We start from the raw sequence: 20,649 nt of genomic DNA on the forward strand, positions 1-20,649 counted from the left end.
TCAATACGCCACTGACGGCAGCCAGGTCGCCAGCGCCGGCCACAGGTAGACAAACATCAGCCCGGTCAACTGCAGCAGCACGAAAGGAATGATGCCCTTGTAGATATGGCCCAGGCGGATTTCCGGCGGGCACACGCCCTTGAGATAGAACAGCGCAAAGCCAACCGGCGGCGTCAGGAAGGAGGTCTGCAGCGTCACCGCCACCAGGATCACGAACCACACCAGTGCCGGCTCATCAATGGCGCCGAACCCGGGGATATCCAGTCCCAGCCCGTTCACGATCGGGCGCATCAGCGGCAGCACGATCAGGGTGATCTCGATCCAGTCCAGCACGAACCCCAAGAGGAACACGATGAACAGGATCATGAAGACGGTGCCCTCGGGGCCGAAACCGGTGCCCTGGATCATCTCCTCGATCAGCGCGTCGCCGCCCAGCTCCCGCAGCACATAGGAAAACACCGTCGCGCCAAGGAAGATCGCAAAGATATAGGCGGTGGTGTTGAAGGTCGCCTTAAGCACATTGACCAGCTTCGCCAGCGTCAGCTTGCGGTAGCCAAGCGCCAGCAGGGTGGCCCCCAGCGCGCCCACGCCCGACGCCTCGGTCGGCGTGGTGAGACCCGCAAAAATAGAGCCTAACACGGCCAGAATCAGCCCCAGCGTCGGCAGCACCGCAATCAGCACGTCCTTGACCGCGGCCCAGTCCGGGCGCTTGGCGCCTGCCGGCACCGGGGCCACGTCGCGTTTGATCAGCGCAATCACAAAGATATAGGTGAGGTACAGCGCGCCGATGATCACGCCCGGGAACACCGCGGCCATGAACAGATCACCGACGCTCAGCGCCATCTGGTCAGCCATGATCACCAGCATGATCGACGGCGGGATCAGAATGCCCAGCGTGCCAGAGGCCGACACAACGCCCGCCGCCAGCGACGGCGCGTATTTCTGCTCCATCATCGACGGCAGCGACAGAACGCCCAGCAGCACCACAGAGGCGCCAATGATGCCGGTTGAGGCCGCCAGGATGATACCAATCATGGTGACGGTGATCGCCAGCCCGCCGCGCACGGTGCCGAACAGCCGCTGCATCGCCCCCATCAGCCGCTCGGCAACACCGCTTTCGTCCAGCATCAGACCCATAAAGATGAACATCGGCAGCGCCACCAGAACCGCGTTCGACATGGTGGCATAGACCCGGTTCACCACCGCGCCCAGCGTCAGGTAATCCAGCCCAGTCAGGGTTTCCTCCAGCCCGGTCCAGTTCATCAGGCCATTGTCGAACAGATAGGCCAGCCCGCAATAGGCCACCCCTACCCCGGCCAGCGTCCAGGCCACCGGAAACCCGGTGAACAAGAGCGCAATGAAAGTCAGGAACATGGCGATGACCAGTTTTTCCTCGGTGCTCTCCACCAGGAATGTCAGCGCCGTTGCCACGACCGCAAAGCCAACCAGTGCCCAGATCACCAGCCGCAGGCTTTTGCCCGCACGCTCCTCTGCCGGACCTGCCAGCAGCGCGTGGCCGTCATGGATCAGCCGTGCCAGCGCCGCCGCTGCCAGCATGACAAAGCTAAGCGGGATCACCGCCTTCAGCGCCCAGCGGGCCGGCAGGCCGGTGGGGCTGTCAGAGCGTTCATTGACCCGCCAGCTTTCATAGAAATAGTCATAGCCCTGATCGATCATCAGATAGATGAACGGCACCAGCAGGGTCAGGATGCCGATCACCTCGATGATCCGCCGGGCGCGGCGGCTCAGCTGCATATGCAGCACATCCACCCGCACATGGCTGTCTGTGACCAGCGCATAGGAAATGCCAATCATCGTCACCAGCCCGTAGAAATGCCACTGGATCTCGTCCAGCTTGGGATAGTTCTGGTTCAGGAGATAGCGCATGGCGACCTGCGAAACGATGGCCAGCACCAGCAGCAGGTTGGCCCACATCACCAGATTGCCGGTCCCCTTGACCGCGTTGTCGATCCACACTGCCAGCCGTTGCCGGTCTTCGTCGCCGTGTTCCAGGATCTCTTCGTAGCGTTCGATCGGGTCGTCCTGCAGGTGCAGATTCTCAGCCATGGTTTCCTCCTCCGGAACGTGGCGTGCGCGGACGTGAATGCGCCCGTATCAGTAAGGGAAATGACGAAAATCGGGAAAGGCGGGGCGGCGGAAATACTGCCGCCCCAAGGTCGCGCAAGCGGGTTACTTGCGCGGGAGGAATGCGTTTTCCTTCCAGACCGCATAGCCCTCGCGGAAGCCCTGCATGTCGCCCAGAACCTTGCTGAAGAATTCGTTGTTGGCAGCTTCTTCCTCGGCAACCTTGTTCCAGGTGGTGCGGAACAGATCCAGCATCTCAGCGTCCCACTGCTTGATCTGCACGCCGTTGTTTTCGACGTTGTCGATCAGCGCCGCGTGCTGGATCGCCTCGCCTTCGGCAAAGCTGTCGGCCATGGATGCCTTGCAGGCATTTTCGATGATGGCCTTGTGCTGGTCGCTGGCTTCGTTCCAGACGTCCTTGTTCACCAGCAGCTCAAACACGGTGGCCTGCTGGTGCCAGCCGGGGAAGTAGTTGTATTTCACCAGCTTGTGGAAACCGAGACGGGCGTCGATTGCAGGCATGGAAAATTCGGTGGCGTCAATCGCCCCCTTCTCCAGCGCCGGGAAGATCTCACCACCGGGCAGCAGCGATGTGGCAACGCCCAGCTTCTGCATCACCTTGCCGCCCAGGCCAAAGAACCGAATCTTCAGGCCTTTCAGGTCCTCGGCGCTGTTGATCTCCTTGGCGAACCAGCCAGAGGTCTCCGGCGCAATCACCGCGCAGGGCAGAACCTTCACGTTATAGCCCGCCTGGTCGTACATCTCCTGATACAGGGTCATGCCGTTGCCATAGTAGAGCCAGGCCATGTATTCGCCCGCTTCCGGGCCGAACGGTACGGCAGAGAACAGCGGCGCGGCCGGAATCTTGCCCGCCCAGTAACCCGCGGTCGTGTAGCCGGAGTTGATCTTGCCCGAGGACACCGCGTCCAGGATCTCGAACGGCGGCACCAGCTTGCCGGGCTCGTAGACCTTCATCTTCAGGCTGCCGCCCGACATCAGGTCCAGCTGCTCCGCCACCCGCGGGATCGGTGAGCCAAGTCCCGGCAGCGCAGTCGAAAACGCAATCGGGGTTTTCAGCAGCAGCTTGTCGGCAGCCTGTGCGGCAGGGGCTGCCAGCAGCGAAGCGGCCACGGCCAGCGAGGTCAGGGTCTTTTTCATGGGGTCTCCTCCGGGTTCAGTCCGGCCGCTCCTCCGGCCGCAGATCCTACCGCTGATGCGGCATGGCTGGTAAATATTGTTGACCAAGCAATCCAGTCAACAACTTTATTTACCACTGATTGGGTTGGCAGCGGGATTGTGAGACAGGCGAAACCGCATGTTTTTTCGGCACTTTGAAGACGGGTTCATGAAATATTGTTTTCTTTCATATCATTGCCTCGAAGTCGGGCATCCGTATTTCTGGGTACATCGGCTTGCAGTTTTGCGGGGCAGTGGTAAAGTTTCAGAATGACCTCTGTTCCGAGGTTCCCAGCATCTAAGTGGACGCCATGACCGACATCCGCCCGTTTGACCCCGTTGGACACGAATCAATTGCCGATGCCGTGGTCGAGCAGATTGAGACGATGATCGTCGACGGCATCCTCAAAGAAGGCCGCAAACTGCCCTCCGAGCGGGAGCTGGCAGAGGCCATGGGGGTCTCGCGCCCCAAGCTGCGCGAGGCGCTGCAAACGCTGGAAAGCCGCGGTCTGGTCAATGTCCGCCATGGCGAAGGCACCTTCATCGCGCCGCTCACCGGCCGGGCCATGTCCCCTGCCCTCCTGTCGCTCTACACCCGCCACGGCGGCGCCTTCTACGACTACCTGGAATACCGCCGCGAGCAGGAGGCCTTTGCCAGCCGCCTGGCCGCCACCCGCGCCACAGACTCCGACAAGGCGCGGTTGGCCGAGATCGTCGCCGATATGCAGACCGCATGGGAGCAGGACGATCAGGACGCCAGCCAGGAGGCCGACTTCCGCCTGCACACCGCAGTGGTCGACGCCAGCCAGAACACCACGCTGATCCACATGATGGCCTCGGTCTACGACCTGACCCGGCAGGGGGTGTTTTACAACCGCGAATTCCTGCGCACCATGGACGGCACCGGCGCCGAGCTGCTGAAGCAGCACAAGGAGATTGCCCAGGCGATCATCGACGGCGACCCGGACCGCGCCGAGGCCGCTGCGCGTCGGCATATGGATTTTGTCGAAGCCTCGTTCCGAACCGGCCGGGAGCAGCAGGCCCGCGAAATCCGCGCCGCCAAGCGGCGGCAGCTGACACGCTAATGCCCAAGGCGCTGGCCCCGGAGTCTTGGGAGCGCTGGACTGTCCGGGGCAGCCGTTATTCTGCCCTTTGTGTTGCAGCAGATTATTCGGTGAAACCCGCAGTTTTGTGACCTGGTTCACAGGAACGTTTCCGATTGCCGGCTAGACACCGCAAATTCCCAGGCCAGTGAGTCGGGCAGCAAAGGTTGTTCACAGCACCGCATAGGCTGCTGTTTGCTAGTGAGCTTGAGGCCCAGTTCCAAATTGAAGGCAACTGGCAGCGGAGGCGAAAACAGCTATCATGCGGGTTGGCGGCAAGCGGCCTGGAAGGAGAGACAGTCATGCGTTGGAACCAAACCCCTGCCCTGGTCTGCGGGCTCATTGTTTGGGCGGCGGCTGTCGGGGCCGAGGAGCCGCCGAGGCCAGTTAAACTGTTGCAGACGTCCTCTAAGGCACTGCTGCTTGAGCGGCAGTTTTTTGGCCAGGTGGCGGCAAAGCAGACAGTTGATCTTGCCTTTCAAGTGAGCGGCCAGATCCTGGATTTTCCGGTTACCGAAGGCGGCACAGTTGCGCGGGGCGCACTGATCGCAGAGCTGGACCTGGAGCCGTTTGAGCTGAAGCTGGAACAAGCGCGTCTGCAAAAGGCGCAGGCCGACCGGACAGTTGCCAGGCTGGAAAAACTGACCGGGACGGTCAGCCAGGTGTCCATTGACGACGCAGAGACCGAGGCCGGGCTGGCTCGGGTGGCTTTGCGTGATGCGCAGTATGAGCTTGACCATGCCACGCTGAATGCGCCGTTTGACGCGCTGGTTTCCAGCCGCGAGGTGGAGCAGTTCACCACCGTCAGTGCCGGCACGCCGATTGTGCGTCTGCACGATATGTCGGAGCTTCACATTGAGGTTGATGTTCCGGAAGTGCTGTTTCAGCAGGCCGATGAAAGCGACGCGCTGACAATTGTTGCCAACTTCCCTGGGCAAGACACGCAATACCCGTTGGAAATTCTGGAATTTGACGCCGAGGCGAGCAGTGTCGGCCAAAGCTACCGGGTTACGTTCCGCCTGCCCCCGCCCGAAGGCCGCCAGATTCTGCCTGGCGCCTCTGCCACGGTGGCGGTCAGCGTTGATACCGGTGATGCCGCGATCCGAGTTCCAGGAACTGCACTGGTCGCCGCAGCCGATGGTGCCACCGGGGTGATGGTCTTTGAACCCGCAGGTGCTGATGAAGGGGCGGTCAACTGGACTGCTGTCAAAGTTGATGCCACCCAAAACGGGGATTTCCGTATTGCGGAGGGGCTCGCCGGCGGTGAGGAGATTGTCGTGACAGGCGGTGCCGCGCTGAAGGACGGGCAACGGGTCCGCCGTTTCTCCGGTTTTGGTAACTGAGGGCAGGCAGATGGACATCGCACGCGGGTCGATCAACCGGCCGCTTTACACCTGGATCATCATGCTGGCCGCTTTGCTGGGCGGCATTTGGGGCTTTCTGAGCCTCGGCCGGCTGGAAGATCCAGCGTTCACCATCAAATCTGCAGTAATTTCAACGCAGTATCATGGGGCTAGTAGCGAGCAGGTGGCTCTGGAAGTCTCCGAGCCGCTGGAATCAGCAATCCAGAAGATGGGCGAAGTAAAGCTGATTACTTCGGTCAACCGTCCGGGCCATTCACTGATCGAAGTGGAGATGCAGGACATCTATGATGGTACTGAGCTGCCGGCAATCTGGACCAAGCTGCGGGCAGAAATCCGTGATGCGGCCCGCGCGCTTCCAGAAGGTGTCAGCCAGCCCTATGTCAATGATGGCTTTGGTGACGTGTTCGGCCTGTTTTATGCGGTGAGCGCCGAAGGGTTCACAGATGCGGAAAAGCATGAGCTGGCCACCTTCTTGCGGCGTGAACTGCTGACGGTGGACGGGGTCGCCGATGTTGAAATCGCAGGGCTGCCGCAAGAGGCTGTTTTTGTCGAACCCAAAATGGCGGTTGCGGTCAATCAGAACATCCCGATTGAAGCAATTAACAGCGCGCTGGCGAACGCAAATTCTGTCCGCTCCGCCGGCAGTCTGGAGGCGGGAGCTGCTGAAACCCGGCTGAGCGCGCCGGAAGGTTCAGACTCGGTGACCGAGATCGCCGGCCTTGCAATCGGCTCTCAAGGCGAAGTGGTCAACGTGATCGATATGGCTGATGTGCATCGCGGGCGTGTCAGCAAACCAGACCTGATCATCCGGTTTGACGGCGTTGAAGCCTTCACACTGGGCATAGCGGGGCTTGCCACCGAAAACATCGTCGAGGTGGGCCGCAACGTCGATTCCAAGCTGGCAGAGCTCGACAGCCAAATCCCCTACGGCGTCGAGCTGAAACCGATCTACCAGCAGCATGTAGTGGTGGAGCAGGCCTCCAACGACTTCCTGGTGAACCTCGCCATGTCGGTCTCCATCGTGGTCGTCGTTCTGGCCCTCTTCATGGGCTGGCGCGCCGCCGTGGTGGTGGGCACCACCCTGCTGCTCACCGTGGTCGGCACCCTGTTCTTCATGAACATGTTCTCAATCGAGATGGAACGGATCTCGCTGGGGGCGCTGATCATCGCCATGGGCATGCTGGTGGACAACGCCATCGTGGTCGCCGAGGGGATGCAGATTTCCATGCTGCGCGGAAAATCCTCGCGCAAGGCCGCGCATGAGGCCGCCTCGAAAACCCAGATCCCGCTTCTGGGCGCTACCGTCATCGGCATCATGGCCTTTGCCGGCATCGGCCTAAGCCCCGATGCCTCGGGCGAATTCCTTTTCTCGCTGTTTGCTGTCATTGCCATCTCGCTGCTGCTCAGCTGGCTCTTGGCGCTGACCGCAACGCCGCTTCTGGGCCATTACTTCTTCAAGCAGGGCAAGGGCGGGGACAAAGACGCCTATAGCGGTATCCTGTTCCGCACCTATGGCGTCATCCTGCGCGCTTCGCTGAAACTGCGCTGGCTGGTTGTCGCCGCGCTGATTGGCGTCACCGTGGCCTGCTTTGCCGGCTTCGGGCTGGTGAAGCAGCAGTTCTTTCCGAACTCCAACACGCCCTTGTTCTTCGTCCACTACAAGCTGCCGCAGGGCACCTCGATCCACACCACTTCCGACCACATGCAGGTGTTCGAGGACTGGCTGGCCAAGCGTGACGACGTGGTCTCAGTGGCCTCCTTCACCGGCCAGGGCGCCACCCGTTTCATGCTGACGTACTCGGCGGAAAAGCCAAATCCCAGCTATGGACATCTGATAATCCGCACCGAAAACCTGGAAGCCATCCCGCCCTTGCAAGCAGACCTCGAGACATTCGGACAGGCGCAATTCCCCGAGGGGGAATTCCGCACCAAGCGGCTGGTTTTCGGTCCCGGTGGCGGCGACCCGATCCAGGTGCGCTTCTCCGGTCCTGACCCGCAAGTGCTGCGCCAACTGGGCGAGGAAGCCATCCGGCGGCTGGAGGGCGCCTCCCCCGACATCCTCAGCGCCCGCCATGACTGGCGCGAACAAGAGGCTGTGCTGAAGCCGGTTTACGCCACCGACCGTGCGCAAACCGCAGGCGTTACCCGTGAAAACATCGCAGATGCGCTGCAGTTTTCCACCGACGGCCTGCAGATGGGTGTCTTCCGCGAGCGCGACCGGCTGATCCCCATCGTGGTGCGCCGCGCACCCGAGGGGAGCTATAACATCTATGACCAGGTGGTATTCTCTTCCTCGGGTGGCAGTTTCGTGCCGCTGGAGCAGATGATCGACGGCATTGATGTGGCGATTGAAAACACCCTGGTGCACCGGCGCGACCGGGTACCTACGCTGACCGTCGGCGCCGACATCCCTGCGGATCTGACTGCCGCCACTGTCTTTGCCGAGGTGCAGGAGACCATCGAGGCGATGGAGATACCACCCGGTTATTTGATGGAATGGGGCGGCGAGCATGAAAGCTCGGGCGATGCCAACGAAAGCCTTGGCAAGCAGCTGCCGGTGACGCTGCTGATCATGGTGCTGATCTCGGTTCTGCTGTTCAACGCGATCCGCCAGCCGGTGATCATCTGGCTACTGGTCCCCATGTCAGTGAACGGCGTTGTGATCGGGCTCCTGGGTACCGGCTTCCCCTTCACCTTCACCGCGCTGTTGGGCCTGCTCAGCCTCTCTGGGATGCTGATCAAGAACGGCATCGTGCTGGTGGAGGAAATTGACCTCGTGCGGGAAACCGGCAAGCCGCTGCGTGAAGCGATTGTCGAGGCCTCAGTCTCGCGCCTGCGCCCGGTGATGCTGGCAGCGGTGACCACCATCCTCGGCATGGCGCCCTTGCTGACAGATGCCTTTTTTGTGTCGATGGCAATCACCATTATGGGCGGCCTGGCCTTTGCAACCGTCCTGACCCTGGTGGCAGCGCCAGTGTTTTACCTGATCTTTTTCCGCCGGGCGGAGAAACAGGAAACGGCATCCGCCTAACTAGGCTTTGCTAGCAAACCGGGGGCGCACGCGGTATCAGCGCCCCCGGTCAAAGACCTCGTGTTCAAGCACTCAGGCGCTGCGGCACGGTGCCGGCCCTGTGGTCTAGATGCTCCTTGCCCAGATCGAAGCGCCCGACGATGCCCGTCAAACTATGCGCTTCATTCTGTAGCAATTGGCTGGCTGCGGCAGCCTCTTCGGACATCGCCGCATTCTGCTGGGTCATGTTGTCCAGCTGGTGCATCGCGCCGTCGATCTTTTCCAGCCCCCTGGACTGGGTACGCACTCCGTCTGCGATTTCGGTCACAAGGCCTGACACGGCGGACACTTGCTCGATGATACTGGTCAGCGCGTCGCCGGCGCGGCCGACCATAGCAACGCCATTGGCCACGTGCTCCTCGCTGGCCGAGGTCAGCCCCTTGATCTGTCCCGCCGCATTGGAGGCCCTCTGCGCCAAGGCACGCACCTCTGAGGCAACCACAGCGAAACCGGCGCCTGCAGGGCCTGCGCGGGCGGCTTCGACGCCTGCGTTCAGTGCCAGCAGATTGGTCTGGAAGGCGATGTCGTCAATCATGTTGATGATTTTGGAAATCTCCGCCGAGGCCTCCTGGATCTGGTCCATTGCGGCCACGGCAGATGTCACCACATCGGTGCTTTGCTCAGCTTCGCATCGGGCGCCGCGCATGGTTTCGTCCATCCGTCCCGCCCGCTCTGCAGTGTCGCGGATGCCGCCAGTCAGCTCCCGGATGGCACCTGCGGTTTCTTCCAGGGTGGCTGCCTGACTTTCGGTGCGATGCGCCATTTCCGTTGCGGCGCCGCGTTGCTCCTCGGAGAAGCGGCCAACGTTCTCCGCCGCGCCGACGACCTCAGCCATTGAGCCGCGCAGCCGTTCCAGACTGCGGTTGAAGTTTTCCCGCAGCGTTTCGTAGTGGCCGTCGAACGGCGCCTGGATGTCGCAGGCCAGGTTGCCGCGCTGCAATTCGGAGAGGGCCGCGCTCATGCTGTCGACTACGGCAGCGGTATGGCGGGCGGCCTCCACTTCGCGGGCTGAAGCTTCATCGGCTTCCTTCAGCTTGCCGCGGAAACTGTCCAGGCTGCGCGCGAGGTCACCCAATTCGTCACCACGGTCCCGGCCGTGGATTTCGGCATCATAGTTGCTGCCGGCCAGCGCATTGGTGGCCTCCCGCAGGGCATGGATCGGGCGGGTGACGCTGCGCGCCGCCAGCCAGGATACGCCAATGGCCGCCAGTAACGCCGCACCGATCAGCGCGGCAGCAATCAGGCGGATACGTTCGACAACAGCAAAGGCGGTATGCTCGTCAGTTTCCAGCACCAGCGACCAGTCCAAGCCGGGAAGATCCAGCGGCATCACCAGGGCAATGGCGCGTTCACCCAGAGAGGAGCTGACCCCCTCAAATTGACCGCCTTGCCGCGCCTTGGCTGCCTGGATTTGCGGCGTCTCCGGCATTTGCTGCAGCACCGGGAACAATCCCTCAACCGAAGAAGGGCTGCGGGCCATTCCGTCGCTGCTGACCGCAAAGATGTTCTGATGGGTGCCCCCTGACAGGTTGCTGGTCAAGGCATTGACAACTCCTGCTGTTCCCAGCCGCACCGCAATCACCCCGGCAACATCGCCCCGTTTAGTGAAGACCGGAGCGGCCATAAAGGCAGCCGCCCCTTCGCTGTGGCTATAGGCCGCAAAATCGGCCACTGCCACACTGCCCGCCTCGGCGTCCAGTGCCGCCCGGAACACCTGTGCAAGCCCACCCTCGGTGCCCGGCTGAAGACCGGTCAGGAAATCCCCCTGTTTTTTAACCGTGTAGACGATCTGCCCATTGGGCGTGATCAAGTAAAGGTCCTGGTAGCCGTTCAGGCGCAGGCTTTGCAGGAAAGTCGGATGATAGGTCACATGCGACTGGTTGTAATAGGATCCGTCACCGGCATCCGTCAGCTCCTCGCGCAGATGAACAGGGTTCGGATTGCCGCTCGCATAGGTCTGTTTCAAGTAGGTGACGGGGTCGTCTTCCTCCACCATGCCGATCACCCTTTCAAAATTGCCGATCGCCCTGAAAACCGCGGGCTGGGCGGCAAGGCTGGACACATCAGAACGCGCAGCCTTGAGCAGGAATTCCAGGGCTTGGGCACCGGATTTTGCCTCAATCCTCTGAGCGGCAAACGCATTTTCCCGGATGCTGCGCTCTGCCATTGAATAAACGAGTAAGGAAACTGTAACGAGGAATGCCCCCGTCAGCGCCACCATGATCAGCGGCAGTTTCAGTTTCAGCGGCAGCTTCGTGGTCCGGGGCATTGGCGAGTTTCTCCTGCAAACGGCGGCGCCCAGGCACAGACCTGGACATACAGGAGTGTTAATCAGGAAAGTCCTGAAAAAGTGTGTATCATTAAGTTATCGCAAATGAAGTTTTCCGGAATTCATTCTGTCGAAATGCCGCAAATTTGAAGTTACGCCTGTTCCGGCCAATTCAGCCTGAAAATCCTTTGAAAACTAGTGCAGGCGTGATCGATTGTGAGCGCGGCGCGAAAACTCATGCCGCAAACCGTCACCCAGGATCTCATTCACATTTGATGATTTGACAGAAAGGGCAACGCCTTCAACTTGCTCCTGAACTAAGTTCCGGCAAGTTCCTGGTAAGATTTCAGCGCCCTGAAACAGAGCGCAGAAAGTCCCTTGTTATACAGCAATTTCTGCTGCCACCCGATTCCGGTTTTCACTTACAACCCTGCCAAGGCGTCTGTGAAGCGGATGATTTCCTTGGCAACCTGCTCTCCAGCCTCTAGCAGCAGGGAGTGTTTCAGGCCCGGAAGGATGACCAGTTCTGAACTGGGCAAGGCTTGAGCAATCTGCCGGTTCAGGCGCGGGTTGCAGCCGCCATCGTGTTCTCCGGTCAGCACCAGCGCCGGTACCCGGACCTGATGCAGCCAGGGTGACATTTCTGTGCCCGCATAAATCCGGAAGACGTTCAGAAACACGTCTGGGGCGGTTTCAATCACCTGCTTCAGCCGGTTCTGCACCACGCCGGGGTTGTCAGCGATAAAACTGTCTGTGAACCAGCGGGCAGTCAGTGTTTCCAGCACCTGAGGAATGCCTCTTTCCTCCATGGCCTGTACCACAGCCCATACTTTGGCGCTGTCATCCTCTGTCCGGAAGGCTGCCGTCGAGAGCAAGCCCAGAGAGAGGACCCGCTGCGGGTACTTCAGCGCGTAGGCTGGACCAATCATACCGCCCAGTGAATGCCCGGCGAAATGCCCGCTGGCAAAACCGGTTCGTTCCCGCACCCGTTCCAGATCTGCCACCAGTTCATCAAGGCCGAACGGAACTGCCGGCAAGGGCGACCCCCCATGTCCGCGCAGGTCGTAAGTGACAACCGTAAAACGCTGCGCAAGCTCCGGCAGGGCCCTTGCCCAGGTGTTGCGGGCCGCTCCGATACCGTGGATCAGAAACAGCGGCGGGCCATCGCCCTGAACAGTGAATTCACAATCAATCGCCTTGGTCATCACAGCCCTCCTCAATCCGGAAATTTATCTGAACACAATTCCCCGCCGGAGCCCCAGTTGCTCTTGTCCACATCGGTCAGAACCACATGCACGCTGGCTGGGGTCCCGCCCGCAGTTCTGACAAATGCATCGGTCAGCTCGCGGACAATGGCGCGCTTTTGCGCCTCGCTGCGACCGGCGAACATTTCAACACGGATTATTGGCATCCTTGGTCTCCTGTCTCAATTTGAGGGGGACGGACACATTGAAAGGCGCCATCCAAATATGTAAGCGGGCGCACAGCCGCATTGCGAATGCTGGTTACACGTCCGATCGCTACGGTGTGCGTTGCGTGCACAAGGGTCTTTTCCAGACAGCAGTTAAGGGCCGTGGCCCCAGCCAGGAGCGGGCCAGAGGGGGACTGCTGGTTTGCAACGGTCTCAAATCTGCTGCCGGAAGCTGCGCCAGTCAGCCCGGCGAAGATACGGGCGGTCCGGGCGGCGTCCTCTGGCAGGATATTGACGCAAAATACCTCGTTTCCTGTCACTGCGCGGGCAATCCGGCTGCCGCTGTAAAGGCAGACCAACACGGATGGAGGATCTGCGGACACGGATGCAAATGCGCTGACAGTGGCCCCGGCCTGCCCGGCAGGGCCGCCGGTTGTGACCACGGTGACTGAACTGGCCACCTGCCGCATCGCATTGGTAAATGCCTTGGCATCCACTGCCGTCATTCTGCAGCTTCCGCAGCAGCGCGCCCGGTGAATTCCGGCATCACCTCTTCTGCAAAGCACTGAATGCTGTCCAGCGTCTCTTGGGCGTCGCAGCCGAAATTTGGGTTCAGGATCACACGGTCGATACCAAGCTCCGCATAAGGCGCCAGTTTGTCTATCATTTCCTGCGGGGAGCCGATCAGCAGGCTTTCCGCCAGGTCTTCTGCGCTTTGCTGACGCGGTATTTCGCGGATCATGCCTTTGTCCACGATCCCGGGGCCTGTGAACACGTTGTCAAAGCGGCTGTAGTAGCTGTGAGCAGCTCTAATTTTCTTCTGCCGTTCCGCAGCGTTAGGGGTCACGAATCCGACCCGTGAAAGCGACAGCGTCAAGCCGCGCCCGGCCTCCTCCATTTCGTGCTTGGCGCGGTTGAACGCTGCAACCTGGTCCAGCAGCAGTTGGTGGTTTCCCGACAGCGGCGTGGTCTGAATGTGGAACCCGCGTTTGGTGCAGTGATAGATGCCTTCGGGGTTAAGCACCGCCATCATCATCTGCGGCCCGCCGGGCTGCAGCGGGCGCGGCATGATCGTGATCGGATCGAATTTATAGTATGTCCCGTCCCAGCTCACCTCTTCTTCCGACAGCAGCGCCTGAAGAACGGCCAGTGACTCGTTGAACCGGGACTGGGTTTCTTCCATCGGCACACCCAGCCGCTCCATCTCGTATTTGAAGGCACCGCGGCCAACTCCCAAAAGCAGGCGTCCGTCAGTGAAGATGTCAGCGGCCACAACCTCGCCAGCATAGATGCGCATGTCATGCAGCGGCAGCACCACAATTGAGGTCATGATCTTGATACGCTGCGTGTGCGCGGCAATTTTGACAGCGAATTGCAACGGTGCCGGCATCATCAGGCAATTGATGAGATGATGTTCCGTCACTGACACGGCATCAAAGCCCAAGCTATCCGCAAGCTTCGCCTGATCCAGCATATCAGCGTAAACGCGGTCGCCGCCGTAGGATTTATCCGGATAATCCGCTGACAGCTGGATACAGAATTCCATTTTTGGCCTCCCCTAAGTGACAGGCGCAGCGTGGCAGAAATCAGTAAATCAAGAAAACGGATTTATTCTATTCTTAAATGCAGTATTATTGCATTATCTGATGCATGAACATTGCCGCCATCAAAACATTTCTCAGCGTGGTCCGTACCAGAAACCTGAACCGGGCCGCAGAGGAGCTGAACATCACGCAATCCGCTGTCACGGCCCGGCTGGACACGCTGGAGCAGGCGCTGGGGGCAAAACTTCTGGTGCGGTCCCGAAAAGGCGCCACACTGACCAAGGAAGGGTTCGCCTTCCTTGAGCAGGCAGAGGTGATTGTGCGCAGTTGGGAAAATGCCCGGGCACGGATCAGCCTGCCGCAGGGCGTGACACGGTTGTTCAGCTTTGTCTGCGATCCGGGCCTGTGGACCGGGCTGGGCGAAGCCTGGATGGCCGGTATCCGGGAAAGCTATCCTGAAACAGCTTGTGAAGTCTGGGCAGGCTTAGCTGCGGACGCCCACTCCTGGCTGCAGAGCGGGATGAGCGATGCCGCGCTGCTTACCGAACCGCTGTCCGGTGCACAATTTGCCAGCAGGGAATTTTCCGCATGCCTGCTGGTTCAGGTCGCGACCAGCCCGCGCCGGGCTGTGGACTGGGACCCTGCGTATATCTATGTCGACTATGGCCCCGCTGTGCGCTCACAACATGCGGAAACCTGGCCCAGCGGTGAAACCGCTTCTGTTGCGTTCAGCAATCCGGACTGGGCCTTGGCGCATTTGCTGTCCAAGGGCGGATCTGCCTATCTGCCGCGGCGGATGACCGCTGATTTGATCTCAAAAGAGCTTCTGTTTGAGGTCCAAGGCGCGCCAGCCTTTGAGCAGCGGAGCTTCCTGTCCTGGCGCAAGGACCGCGAAGACGCCTTTTGCTGGCTTGCGGCGCATGGGGTTTCTCGCACCTGAATTGCCAGGTTTCTGCCGATTCAAGTTGTCTTCCAGGCCGAACCAGAGGAAAAATTCGTCATGGACGACAAAGACCACGATATACTCCGGCTGATCCAATCGAATGCCCAACTGACTGCAGAAGCAATCAGCCACGAAATCGGCCTGTCGGCGCCGGCTGTGCAGAAACGGCTGAAGAAGCTGCGCGACACTGGCGTGATCGAGAAGGAAATCGCGCTTTTGTCCCCGTCAAAACTGGGACGGGAAATGACAGTGATCGTTCAGGTCGTGCTGGAGCGTGAAAGCCGGATGCATTTGGATGCGTTCAAACGAAAGATGCGCAAGGCGCCGCAGGTCCAGCAGTGCTATTACACCACGGGTGAGGCGGATTTTATCCTGGTTGTCATCGTCAAGGACATAAAAGAATACGAAACCTTCACCCAAGAGTATTTCTTTGATGAATCCAATGTCAGCCGATTTACATCCTCAGTGGTGATGGACCGGGTCAAGGTCTCTTTGGATATTCTTTAGGCGCCGGACAAACAGGCACACAGGGTTTCCACTGCGTTGGGAATATCGTCTTCGTGAGTGCAGCCAAAGCCCAGCAGCAGCCCGTTAAGGTCCTGCCTTTGCACACAATAATAAGAAAGCGCATAGGCTGACAGCCCGCGTGCTTCCAGCCGTTCCAGAACATCCATGTCTTGAATTCCCGCAGGAAGATCAGCAATCACCCGCAAGCCGCTGGTGTTCTGACGCAGGAAAACTTGCGGGTTGGCAATGCGTTCAAAACTGCTGAACATTGCCTTGCGGCGGCGAATATAGGCGCTGTGCATACGGCGCATATGGGTGCTCAGATGGCCCTGGCCAATGAACTCCGCCAGAACCGCCTGCAGCCAAGTGTTGGGACCGCGGTCGGTGATTGCACTCAACGCCATCAACGGCCGTGACAGCGCCACGGGTGCGATGATGAACCCCAGCCGCAGCGATGGGAACAGCGCGTTGTTGAAGCTGGAAACATAGATCGTGCGCGCCTGATGATCGTCGCAATAGATTGCCGGATCCGGGCGGCCGCCAAACATGAACTCATTGTCCAGATCATCCTCGATTAGCCAGGCACTGTTGCGGCGGGCCCAATCCATCCACTCCAGCCGCTGTGCGATCGGCATCACCGCGCCCAGCGGATACTGGCAGGAGGGCGTCAGGTAGGCCAGCCGTGCCCCCCTGGATTGCGGGCAGTCCGCCGGCACAGCGGCGCCGGTTTCCGACACTGGAACCGGCATAATGGTCCCGCCTTGCGCCTGAAAACTCAGCCGCACAACCGGGCTGGAGGGGTCCTCCATCAGCACTTTACTGCCAGGATCAAGCAGCAGCGCCGCAATCAGATTGAGCGACTGCTGGGAGCCGTTGGTAACAATCACCTGATCCGGGCTGCATTTCAGCCCGCGCCGGTTCAGTACGTAATCGCAAATCGCTTCACGCAACGGCGCGTAGCCGCCGGGCTGGCCATAAGCCATCATCGTGCTGTCCAGACGGTTGCGGATCCGGTTTTCAATACGGCCCCAGATCTTGTGCGGGAACAAATCTATGGCTGGGATATTGGCCAGGAACGGGCGCACCCGGACCGGGTCAAAGTAGGACGGGTCCAGCCCTTTGGCCGCTGTCATTCCGCGCTGTGACAGCCTGGGCGGACGGGGCGGTTCTGCCGCGCTTCCGGTATTGGGAGTGAGGCCCGGGAACTCCGGGTTCACAAAGGTGCCGGAACCGGTCCGGCTTTGCAGGTACCCTTCGCTCACCAACTGTTCAAACGCGGCGACCAGGGTGCTGCGGGCGATGCCATGGTGATCCTTCAGCCAGCGCGTGGAGGGCAGTTTCTGTCCCGGCTTGATATCTCCGTTCTGAATCATCCCGCGAAGCTGCTGGACCAGCTGCAGATAAAGCGGTGTGGCTGAGTCACGGTCCAGCTGCAGAAACGGCAGCGGGGCAAAATGCTTCGTTTGCTCCGGCACGGGATACCTTCAAAATGGTTTGCATCATTTAATCAAAATGGCCGTAGAAGGCAAAACCATTTTCTGTCAACACATCTTCATCAGCCCGGACTCGGGCCTGCGAACAGTAAGAAGGTTGCACTGGCCAGAGCGGCCGCGGTGCGGCCAGCAGGGGAAGAACATGTCTGACATCATCAACCACTATGTGGAACAGGCGGTCAAAGGCCTCATGAACCGCCGGGAATTCATTGGCCGTGCCGGGGCCTTGGGGGTTGCCGCGGCCAGCGCCAACAGCCTGCTAGCCTCGGCTGCGCGTGCCGAAGGTCCGAAGAAGGGCGGCCTGCTCCGCGCAGGTCTGCAGGGCGGCGCCAGCACTGACAGCCTGGATCCGGCGCTGGCGGCCAGTTCCGTTGCCAACAACGTGCTTACCGCCTATGGCGACCTGCTGGTCGAAGTTGACACGCACGGGGAAATCGTGCCGCGTCTGGCAGAGTCGGTTGAAGCCAGCGCCGACGCCAAGACCTGGACCTTCAAGATCCGCAAAGGCGTTGAGTTCCACAACGGCAAGACCATGACGCCGGAGGACGTGCTGAAAACCATGCAGCGCCACTCCAACGAGGACAGCCAGTCCGGCGCGCTTGGCATCATGCGCGGCATCGAGTCGATGAAGGTCGACGGCGATTACTTCAGAGTGACCCTGGACACGCCGAACGCCGACCTGCCGTATCTGATGGCCGACTACCACCTGGTGGTGCAGCCCGGTGGCGGCATGGATGCCCCGGCGTCCGGCATCGGTTGCGGCCCCTACACGCTGGAAGTCAACGAGCCCGGCGCTCGGCATGCCTTCAAGAAATTCGCCAACTACTGGGACGAAGGCCGCGGCCACGCCGAAGAGATCGAAATCCTGGTGCTGAACGATGACACTGCACGTACTGCAGCGCTGCAGAGCGGCCAGGTGCATTTCATCAACCGGGTGGCGCCGAAGATCGCCAAGCTGCTCGGCCGGGCGCCGGGCCTGCGAATCGAGAGCATTGCCGGGCGCGGCCATTACTGCTTCCTGATGCATTGCGACACTCCGCCGTTTGCCAGCAACGACCTGCGGATGGCGCTGAAACTGGCGGTCGATCGGCAGGAGATGGTCGACAAGGTGTTGCGTGGCTTTGGCAGCGTCGGAAATGACTCTCCGATCAATGCCGCCTATCCGCTGTTCTCGGATGATATCGAACAGCGCGCCTATGATCCGGATCAGGCCCGCCACTACTACCAGAAGTCAGGCCATGACGGCCCGATTGTGATGAAGGTCTCCGACACCGCCTTCCCGGGCGCGGTGGATGCAGCGCAGCTGTTCCAGCAAAGCGCCTCCAAGGCGGGCATTCCGCTGCAGATCGAGCGCGTCCCCAGCGACGGCTACTGGTCCGAGGTCTGGAACAAAGAGCCCTTCTGCGCCTCCTATTGGGGCGGCCGCCCGGTGCAGGATCAGATGTTCTCAACCGCGTATAAATCGGACGCTGATTGGAATGACACCCGTTTCAAGCGCGAAGACTTCGACGCGCTGCTGCTGCAGGCCAAGGGTGAGCTGGACACCGCCAAGCGCACTGCGCTGTACCGTGAGATGAGTGTCATGGTCGGCAACGAGGGCGGCGCGATCATTCCGATGTTCAACGACTTCATTGACGCGGTCAGCGAACAGGTCGGCGGCTGGGAGAATGATTCCGGTGGCGGCATGATGTACGATGGCGCGCTGGTGAAAACCTGGCTGCTGTAACTTGACATCCCGAAGACTGCGGCGGGCGGCCTTCCCCCGGACGTCCGCCGTTTTTTCAGGGCGATCTTATGAAGTTGGTTACTTATAACATTCGTTACGCGCTAGGCCCTGATGGGGTCTATGATTATGGCCGGATTGCCGACTCGGTGCGCGATGCCGATGTCATCGCGCTGCAAGAGGTGGAACGGAACTGGCGCCGCAGTGCCATGGCAGATCAGCCTGCGCTACTGGCTGATCTGCTGCCGGACTGCCACTGGAGCTATTTCCCGGCCTTCGACATGGATGCAGGCAGCACCGGTGCTGATGGCCAGGTTTTAAACCTGCGCCGTCAGTTTGGAGTGATGCTGCTGTCCAAATACCGGATCTTAGAGGTGCGCCGCCACCTGCTGCCCAAGATCGCTACTGCCCGCAGCCTGGGAATGGAAACCGGAGCATTGGAATGTGTTCTGGCAGCGCCTGCAGGTCCGCTCAGAGTCTATTCGCTGCACCTTTCGTCCGCCTCCCGGCGGGAGAAACTGGCACAGATTCAGCATCTCATTTCCCTGCATCAGGGTGCCCAGGCGCGCGGCGGCTCCTGGACTGGCGCCGCACCGGAGCATGATCCCGCCGAACTGGCCAATTTCCATGCCATGGACTGGGCCCAGGGCGAAACCCAGCCCGCTCTGCCCCGCCACACGATCCTAATGGGCGACTTCAACATGGTGCCGGACAGTCCGGAATATTCTGCCTTGATGGGCGAGTCGGATCTGGCCACCGGCCATAACCTGCATTGGGACAGTTTTGCAGACAGCTGGCATGCGGCGCACAACGGCGCGGATGATGCTGGCTATACCTGGTGGCCGGATCCGCCGGGCAGGGCGCCGTCGGAACCTTTGCGGCTCGACTACTGCCTGCTCAGCGCCGGGCTGGCAGGGGCTGTGTCCCGCGCTTGGGTCGATACCTCAGCCGATGGGTCCGACCATCAGCCCTATTGGGTTGAACTGCACGGGGTCTGATCCGCATCAAACCTCAGCTGCCGGGCCGGAGTGGGCGGCAACCAGTGTATCAAGAAACAGCTTGGTTATGCGGTTAACGGCCGGACGCTTGCGAGTGACTGCGGCAAATTGGGTGCGGTAGAAAATTTCCCGCGGCAGAACCTTGCGCATCAGGCCGCTGCCAACAAACCCGGCCGCCAGATGATCCGGCAGAAAACCCAGATAGCTGCCTGACATGATCAGAATGGCAAGCGCCTGCTCATTCTGCACCTTGGCGGCACGTCTGAAACCGAGTTTTTGACCAACATGCAGGTTCGGCGAGTTTACCCGGATACCCGCATAATTCATCGCCCGCACATCAGGCAGCCCCAGGATAGCGTGGTCGCAGTCGAAAAACGGATGCCCCTTGCCGCAGTAAAGAAACATGTTCTCACCATAAAGCGGCATGTAGTCGAGACTGGGAGAAGGCCGGTGCAAAGCCAGAATGCCGATATCCAGCTGGCCGCTGATGACCTTGGTCTCAATCACATTCGGCGGTTCCAGCGACAATTCGATCTCCACCGACGGCGCCGCCTTGTTGAAGACCCGGATACCGCCGGGAACAAAGGCCTCTGGATTGGAGGCGCATTGGTCGAACAGGGCAATCCGGATTGTGCCGGCCAGCTGCTGCTTGATCTCATTCACTTCGGCCCGGAAATCCGAAACAGACGTCAGCAGACCTTCGGCAGATTTCAGCACCTTGGTGCCGTCGTCGGTCAGGGAAAACCCGGCGGGTCCGCGGTTGCACAGCTTAAGGTCCAAGCGCAACTCAAGATCGGCGATATATTTCGAGATCGTCGATTTGCCGATGTTCAACTCGGTTTCTGCGGCTGCCAGTCCGCCGCTTTCTGCCACCGCCTTGAACACCCGCAGCAATTTCAGATCTGCGTCGGCAACATGTTTGAGCTGAGTTTTTCGATTCATTTCCAAGTTCGATATATGTGA

16 protein-coding genes are annotated in these 20,649 nt (G+C 60.3%); 7 read left to right on the top strand and 9 right to left on the bottom strand.

Translation table 11 applies throughout. The features are described from left to right. On the bottom strand, positions 1-2,067 hold the full coding sequence (locus tag ACXAHG_RS16850) for a TRAP transporter large permease subunit (protein ID WP_475059139.1): 2,067 nt from the start codon (positions 2,065-2,067) through the stop codon (positions 1-3). A 123-nt stretch (positions 2,068-2,190) separates the two neighbouring features. Next, positions 2,191-3,243 (bottom strand): TRAP transporter substrate-binding protein, encoded by a 1,053-nt coding sequence (locus tag ACXAHG_RS16855; RefSeq protein WP_475059142.1) that lies wholly within the window; start codon positions 3,241-3,243, stop codon positions 2,191-2,193. A 329-nt stretch (positions 3,244-3,572) separates the two neighbouring features. Between ACXAHG_RS16855 and ACXAHG_RS16860 the strand changes: the two genes are divergently transcribed. The 3 genes from ACXAHG_RS16860 to ACXAHG_RS16870 all read left to right on the top strand — a co-directional run bounded on the left by ACXAHG_RS16860 (position 3,573) and on the right by ACXAHG_RS16870 (position 8,759). Continuing rightward, positions 3,573-4,346 carry a FadR/GntR family transcriptional regulator gene (locus ACXAHG_RS16860; RefSeq protein WP_475059145.1) on the top strand — a complete coding sequence of 258 codons (774 nt, stop codon included), beginning with the start codon at positions 3,573-3,575 and terminating at the stop codon, positions 4,344-4,346. Positions 4,347-4,666: 320 nt separating this feature from the next. Then, entirely contained in the window at positions 4,667-5,707 is a 1,041-nt protein-coding gene (locus ACXAHG_RS16865) for an efflux RND transporter periplasmic adaptor subunit (protein WP_475059147.1), read from the top strand. A 10-nt stretch (positions 5,708-5,717) separates the two neighbouring features. Next, positions 5,718-8,759, top strand: coding sequence for an efflux RND transporter permease subunit (locus ACXAHG_RS16870; RefSeq protein ID WP_475059150.1), 3,042 nt, complete (start codon positions 5,718-5,720; stop codon positions 8,757-8,759). 64 nt (positions 8,760-8,823) lie between these two features. On the opposite strand, the gene ACXAHG_RS16875 is transcribed toward ACXAHG_RS16870, so the two are convergent. From ACXAHG_RS16875 to ACXAHG_RS16895, 5 genes are all read right to left on the bottom strand, one after another. Continuing rightward, positions 8,824-11,067 (bottom strand): methyl-accepting chemotaxis protein, encoded by a 2,244-nt coding sequence (locus ACXAHG_RS16875; RefSeq protein ID WP_475039236.1) that lies wholly within the window; start codon positions 11,065-11,067, stop codon positions 8,824-8,826. 422 nt (positions 11,068-11,489) lie between these two features. After that, complete coding sequence (locus ACXAHG_RS16880) at positions 11,490-12,272, bottom strand: alpha/beta fold hydrolase (RefSeq protein WP_475059153.1); 783 nt, start codon at positions 12,270-12,272, stop codon at positions 11,490-11,492. 11 nt (positions 12,273-12,283) lie between these two features. Continuing rightward, positions 12,284-12,478, bottom strand: coding sequence for a 2-hydroxymuconate tautomerase (locus ACXAHG_RS16885; RefSeq protein WP_475039239.1), 195 nt, complete (start codon positions 12,476-12,478; stop codon positions 12,284-12,286). Next, positions 12,469-12,984, bottom strand: a complete 516-nt coding sequence (locus ACXAHG_RS16890) for a flavin reductase family protein (RefSeq protein ID WP_475039241.1) — start codon at positions 12,982-12,984, stop codon at positions 12,469-12,471. Before ACXAHG_RS16890 ends, ACXAHG_RS16885 begins: the two co-directional genes overlap by 10 nt. Next, the gene (locus tag ACXAHG_RS16895) at positions 12,981-14,024 is read right to left on the bottom strand and encodes an LLM class flavin-dependent oxidoreductase (RefSeq protein ID WP_475039243.1); all 1,044 of its coding nucleotides are present in this window, start codon (positions 14,022-14,024) and stop codon (positions 12,981-12,983) included. The genes ACXAHG_RS16890 and ACXAHG_RS16895 overlap by 4 nt, the downstream gene beginning before the upstream one ends. 104 nt (positions 14,025-14,128) lie before the next feature. Between ACXAHG_RS16895 and ACXAHG_RS16900 the strand changes: the two genes are divergently transcribed. Then, on the top strand, positions 14,129-14,962 hold the full coding sequence (locus ACXAHG_RS16900) for a LysR family transcriptional regulator (RefSeq protein WP_475039244.1): 834 nt from the start codon (positions 14,129-14,131) through the stop codon (positions 14,960-14,962). A 60-nt stretch (positions 14,963-15,022) separates the two neighbouring features. Then, positions 15,023-15,472, top strand: a complete 450-nt coding sequence (locus ACXAHG_RS16905; RefSeq protein WP_475039246.1) for an Lrp/AsnC family transcriptional regulator — start codon at positions 15,023-15,025, stop codon at positions 15,470-15,472. Here ACXAHG_RS16905 and pdxR read toward each other — a convergent pair. Beyond that, positions 15,469-16,947: a MocR-like pyridoxine biosynthesis transcription factor PdxR gene (gene pdxR / locus ACXAHG_RS16910; RefSeq protein WP_475039247.1), complete on the bottom strand. Its 1,479-nt coding sequence runs from the start codon at positions 16,945-16,947 to the stop codon at positions 15,469-15,471. The genes ACXAHG_RS16905 and pdxR overlap by 4 nt on opposite strands. Before the next feature lie 160 nt (positions 16,948-17,107). Between pdxR and ACXAHG_RS16915 the strand changes: the two genes are divergently transcribed. After that, complete coding sequence (locus tag ACXAHG_RS16915; RefSeq protein WP_475059155.1) at positions 17,108-18,691, top strand: ABC transporter substrate-binding protein; 1,584 nt, start codon at positions 17,108-17,110, stop codon at positions 18,689-18,691. Between the two features lie 68 nt (positions 18,692-18,759). Then, positions 18,760-19,686, top strand: coding sequence for an endonuclease/exonuclease/phosphatase family protein (locus ACXAHG_RS16920; protein WP_475059158.1), 927 nt, complete (start codon positions 18,760-18,762; stop codon positions 19,684-19,686). A 6-nt stretch (positions 19,687-19,692) separates the two neighbouring features. On the opposite strand, the gene ACXAHG_RS16925 is transcribed toward ACXAHG_RS16920, so the two are convergent. Further along, complete coding sequence (locus ACXAHG_RS16925; RefSeq protein WP_475059160.1) at positions 19,693-20,628, bottom strand: LysR family transcriptional regulator; 936 nt, start codon at positions 20,626-20,628, stop codon at positions 19,693-19,695. Positions 20,629-20,649 lie beyond the last annotated feature (21 nt).

This window comes from Leisingera sp. ABD4_442 (assembly GCF_056160905.1).